Source organism: Actinomadura geliboluensis (assembly GCF_005889745.1).
Classification (GTDB): domain Bacteria; phylum Actinomycetota; class Actinomycetes; order Streptosporangiales; family Streptosporangiaceae; genus Spirillospora; species Spirillospora geliboluensis.
The window spans coordinates 1-4,020 of sequence record NZ_VCKZ01000598.1 but is presented as its reverse complement, the minus strand read 5'-3'; the positions used below and the strand labels follow the sequence as shown (position 1 = coordinate 4,020).

Annotated in this window: 4 protein-coding genes; all 4 read right to left on the bottom strand. The window is 74.4% G+C overall.

Features of this window, described 5'->3' with window-relative positions:
- On the bottom strand, positions 1 to 858 hold an 858-nt coding region (gene mreC, locus ETD96_RS42100), incomplete at its 3' end, for a rod shape-determining protein MreC (protein ID WP_138642068.1).
- 83 nt (positions 859 to 941) lie between these two features.
- Positions 942 to 1,976, bottom strand: coding sequence for a rod shape-determining protein (locus ETD96_RS42095; RefSeq protein WP_067794123.1), 1,035 nt, complete (start codon positions 1,974 to 1,976; stop codon positions 942 to 944).
- A 196-nt stretch (positions 1,977 to 2,172) separates the two neighbouring features.
- Positions 2,173 to 2,583 (bottom strand): nucleoside-diphosphate kinase, encoded by a 411-nt coding sequence (ndk, locus tag ETD96_RS42090; RefSeq protein WP_138642067.1) that lies wholly within the window; start codon positions 2,581 to 2,583, stop codon positions 2,173 to 2,175.
- 47 nt (positions 2,584 to 2,630) lie between these two features.
- Positions 2,631 to 4,020, bottom strand: a 1,390-nt coding sequence (locus tag ETD96_RS45520; protein WP_171069503.1) for a hypothetical protein, incomplete at its 5' end; no start/stop codon positions are given.

Sequence of the window (4,020 nt, the reverse complement as noted above, 5' to 3'; positions counted from 1 at the left end):
GTCCCGGGGGTCGGTCTTCGGCGGGGCGACCACGACGGCGACGACGTCCAGGCTGGTGAACTTCACGAACGGCCGGACGTAGGCGGTGCGGGTCAGCCCGCTGGTGGACTTCTCGATGCGGGCGACCTCGCCGATCGGGACGCCGGGCACGTACGGGCGCTGGCCCTGCGACCCGAGCGTCACGATCCGCTGGCCGACCTGGATCGGCGCGGACGCGTCCAGCAGCTGGAAGCGCAGCGGCGTGGCGCCGCCGCCGCCGAGGCCGCGGCGGCCCCGGCCCTGGGTGATGCCGATCTCCTTGGACGCCTCCAGCCGGGAGCCGATGGAGGAGGTCTGGTCGGTGGCGAGCAGCACGGTCGAGGTCGCGGGCCCGACCCGGGTGACCCGGCCGACGAGCCCGGCGGCGCTGATCACGGTCATGTCGGGCTTGATGCCGCTGCGGCTGCCGACGTCGATGGTGACGGTGTCCTCGAAGCCCTGCCCGGCGGAGATCACCTGCGCGGCGTGGATCGTGTAGCCGCCCATTCCCGCGGTGCCGAGCAGCCGCTGCAGCTGCGCGGACCGCTCCGTGTCGAGCCGGGCGGAGCGCAGCTGCTCGCGCAGCCGCTGGTTCTGCCGCGCCAGCTGGTCGGCGCGGCGCCGCTCGCCGGGCGCGTCGGTGATCGTGTCGAAGGTGTCGCCCACCGGGCGGACGACGGACGCGGACGCCCGCTCGACCGGCCCGAACACGCTCGCGCCCAGGTCGCGCAGGCCGCGCAGCGGCGACTGCGCGCCACCGCGGTAGTCCACGGTGATCATCGTGAGCGCCACGACGAGCAGCCCGCCGAGCACCATGCGGGTGCGCCGGGTGTCCTTCACGCACCGACCTCCGGTTTCCTCAGTCCCCCGGGTGCACTGCCAATGGCGGGCGAACCCGTCCTACGGCGGGCGGACCCGTCCGATCAATGCCGCGGCTCCGGCACGAGGACCTGGCGGAGCGACTCGAAGTCCTCGACGCACTTGCCGGTGCCGAGCACCACCGAGTCGAGCGGGTTGTCCACCAGGTGGATGGGCATCCCGGTCTCCTCGCGGAGCCGTTCGTCGAGGTTCTTCAGCAGCGCGCCGCCGCCGGTGAGCGCGATCCCGCGGTCCATGATGTCGCCCGACAGCTCGGGCGGGCACTTGTCCAGCGTGGTCTTCACCGCGTCCACCACGGCGTTGACCGGTTCCTCGATCGCCCGCCGCACCTCCTCGGCGGAGATCACGACGGTCTTCGGCAGCCCGCTCACGAGGTCGCGGCCCCGGATCTCGGCGTGCGGCTCCTCGTCGCCGCCGGGATAGGCCGAACCGATGGCCATCTTGATCTCCTCGGCGGTCCGTTCCCCGAGCATCAGCGAGTATTCCTTCTTGGAGAAGGAGATCACCGCCTGGTCGAGTTCGTCGCCGCCGACGCGGACGGACTGGCTGGTGACGATGCCGCCGAGGGAGATGATCGCGACCTCGGTGGTGCCGCCTCCTATGTCGACGACCATGTTGCCGGTCGGCTCGTAGACGGGCAGCCCGGCGCCGATCGCGGCGGCCATCGGCTCCTCGATGATGTACACGCGGCGGGCGCCGGCCTGGTAGCCGGCCTCCTTCACCGCGCGCTGCTCCACCCCGGTGATCCCGCTCGGCACGGCCACCACGATCCGCGGCTTGGCGAAGTGCCGGCGCTTGTGGACCTTCTGGATGAAGTAGCGCAGCATGCGCTCGGTGACGTCGAAGTCGGCGATGACGCCGTCCTTCAGCGGGCGGACGGCCACGATGTTGCCGGGCGTGCGGCCGATCATCCGCTTCGCCTCGATGCCCACCGCGACGATCTTTCCGGTGTTGGTATTGATCGCCACCACGGAGGGTTCGTTCAGGACGATGCCACGCCCGCGCACGTACACCAGTGTGTTGGCGGTACCAAGATCGACGGCCATGTCACGGCCAAGAAACGACAGCTTGTTACCCATGAAGAAAGGGAGCCCTTCATGATTGACGGGCGTGTATAGCGGCGCGTCCATCGTAACGTGCGCCCCCGTCCGCGGGCAGTCACCCCGCCGCCGCGCGTCGCGGAAAAAACGCGTCCTGACCAGCTCGGTTTTCGCTAAAGAAGACGCGGGCCGGAAGATCCGGCCCGCGCTCGAACGGCGCCCTCGCGGGCGCGTCTCAGCCCAGTTCGGGGAAGAAGAGCTTGATCTCGCGCTCGGCGGAGTAGGTGGAGTCGGAGCCGTGCACGATGTTCTCGCCGATCTCCAGGGCGAAGTCGCCGCGGATGGTGCCGGGGGCGGCGCTGACCGGGTCGGTGGCGCCGGCCAGCGAGCGGAACGCCTCGATGGCGCGCGGGCCCTCGACGACCATGGCGACGAGCGGGCCGCCGGTGATGAACTCGACCAGCTCGCCGAAGAACGGCTTGCTCGCGTGCTCCTCATAGTGGGACTCGGCGGTCTCGCGGGCGAGGGTGCGCAGTTCCAGCGCGACGAGCTTCAGGCCCTTGCGCTCGATCCGGGAGATGACCTCGCCGATGACACCGCGGCGGACGCCGTCGGGCTTGACCAGGACGAGAGTGCGCTCGGACACGAGTGGTTCTCCTTGCGGAATTTTCGGTTTCGGTAAGCGCGCGAATACTACCCGGCCCGCGGGCCGGAAGCGGCATTACGGCGGCGCGCCGCCGCGACGGCGGTGGCGGCGGCGAGCGGCACGGCCGCCATTCCGGCGGCGATGAGCCAGTCGTGGTAGCCGGCCAGCAGGGCGTGGACCTGCTCGGCGCCGGTCGCCGGACGGGCCCGTCCCAGCCGCGCCGCCTGCAGGGACAGGACGAGGAGCTGCCCGGCGAGCACGGCGGGGAAGCACAGCGACAGGCCGAACAGGGCCGCGCCGGGTGCCGCGCCGCGCAGCGAGGCGGCGAGGGCCAGCCCGGCGCCGGCGCCGAGCGGGACGAGCGGGATCAGCAGCGCCCACTGCCCGCCGGGCCCCGCGCCGATGTCGACGGCGAGGCCGAGCGGCAGTGCCAGGACCAGCAGCAGGAACCCGGCGGGCACCGCGCCGCGGGCGGGCGCGCGGGTCGCGGCGAGCGCGGCGGCCAGTGCGGCGGCGGCCGCCGCGGCGAACGGGAGCAGCGGCGCGCCGGCGCCGCGCGCGTGGGCGGTGGCGGCGGCGAGGCCGGCCAGCGGCGCGGCGACCGGATAGCCGAGCAGGCCGACGGCGATCATGGCGATGGCGCAGCCGTGCGGGCTGCCCGCCGGGGCGCGCCGTCCGGCGGCGGCGGCGAGCCCGAGCAGGGCGGGCACGGTGAGGCCCGCGAGCACGACCCGCGCGCCGGGCGACCATTCGTGGGCGGCGGCGACGGCGAGGAACCCGAAACCGGCCGCGGGGGCCAGCGGCAGCAGGAGCAGGCTGCGTTCGCCGTGCCCGCCCGCGGGCAGCGCCCACCGGGCGCGGCCGCGCAGGAGCGGGCGCAGCAGGGCGGCGCCCACGGCGGCGACGGCGAACCAGGGGAACGGCGCAAGGGCGGCACGCCAGTCGGCTCCCACCGCGCCGACTGGGCCGGGGGCGGCCGCCAGCGCCAGCGGCATCGCCAGGGCGAGCATGCCCGCGAGCACGCCCGCCCAGACGGCGGTGAGGCGCCGGTCGCGGCGCTCCAAGACGAGCACGAGCGAGGCGGGCAGGACGATGCCGGCACCCGCGCCCTGGGCCGTGCGGGCCAAGGCGATCAGCGGCAGCGACGGGGCCGCGCGGGCGGCGCCGAGACCGGCCAGCAGCACGGCCAGGCCGATCGCGAGGACCGCCCACGCGGGGAACCGGCGGGCGGCCGCGGCGGCGAGCGGCACGGCGAGCAGCAGCGCGGGCAGCGACAGGCCGGTGGCCTGCAGCAGCCGGGGGACGCCGGAGTCGCCGAGGCCGAGGTCGCCCAGCGCGGCGGGCAGCACGTCCGCGGAGGCGTCGGGCACGGTCAGCACGGCGGCGGGAAGCGCGGTGCCGGTCAGCAGCAGCGCGCCCAGCCCCGCCAGCCTGCGG

Coding starts and splice junctions, on each gene's coding strand:
- ETD96_RS42095 (WP_067794123.1), bottom strand. CDS start 1,976: ATGGGTAACAAGCTGTCGTTTCTTGGCCGTGACATGGCCGTCGATCTT.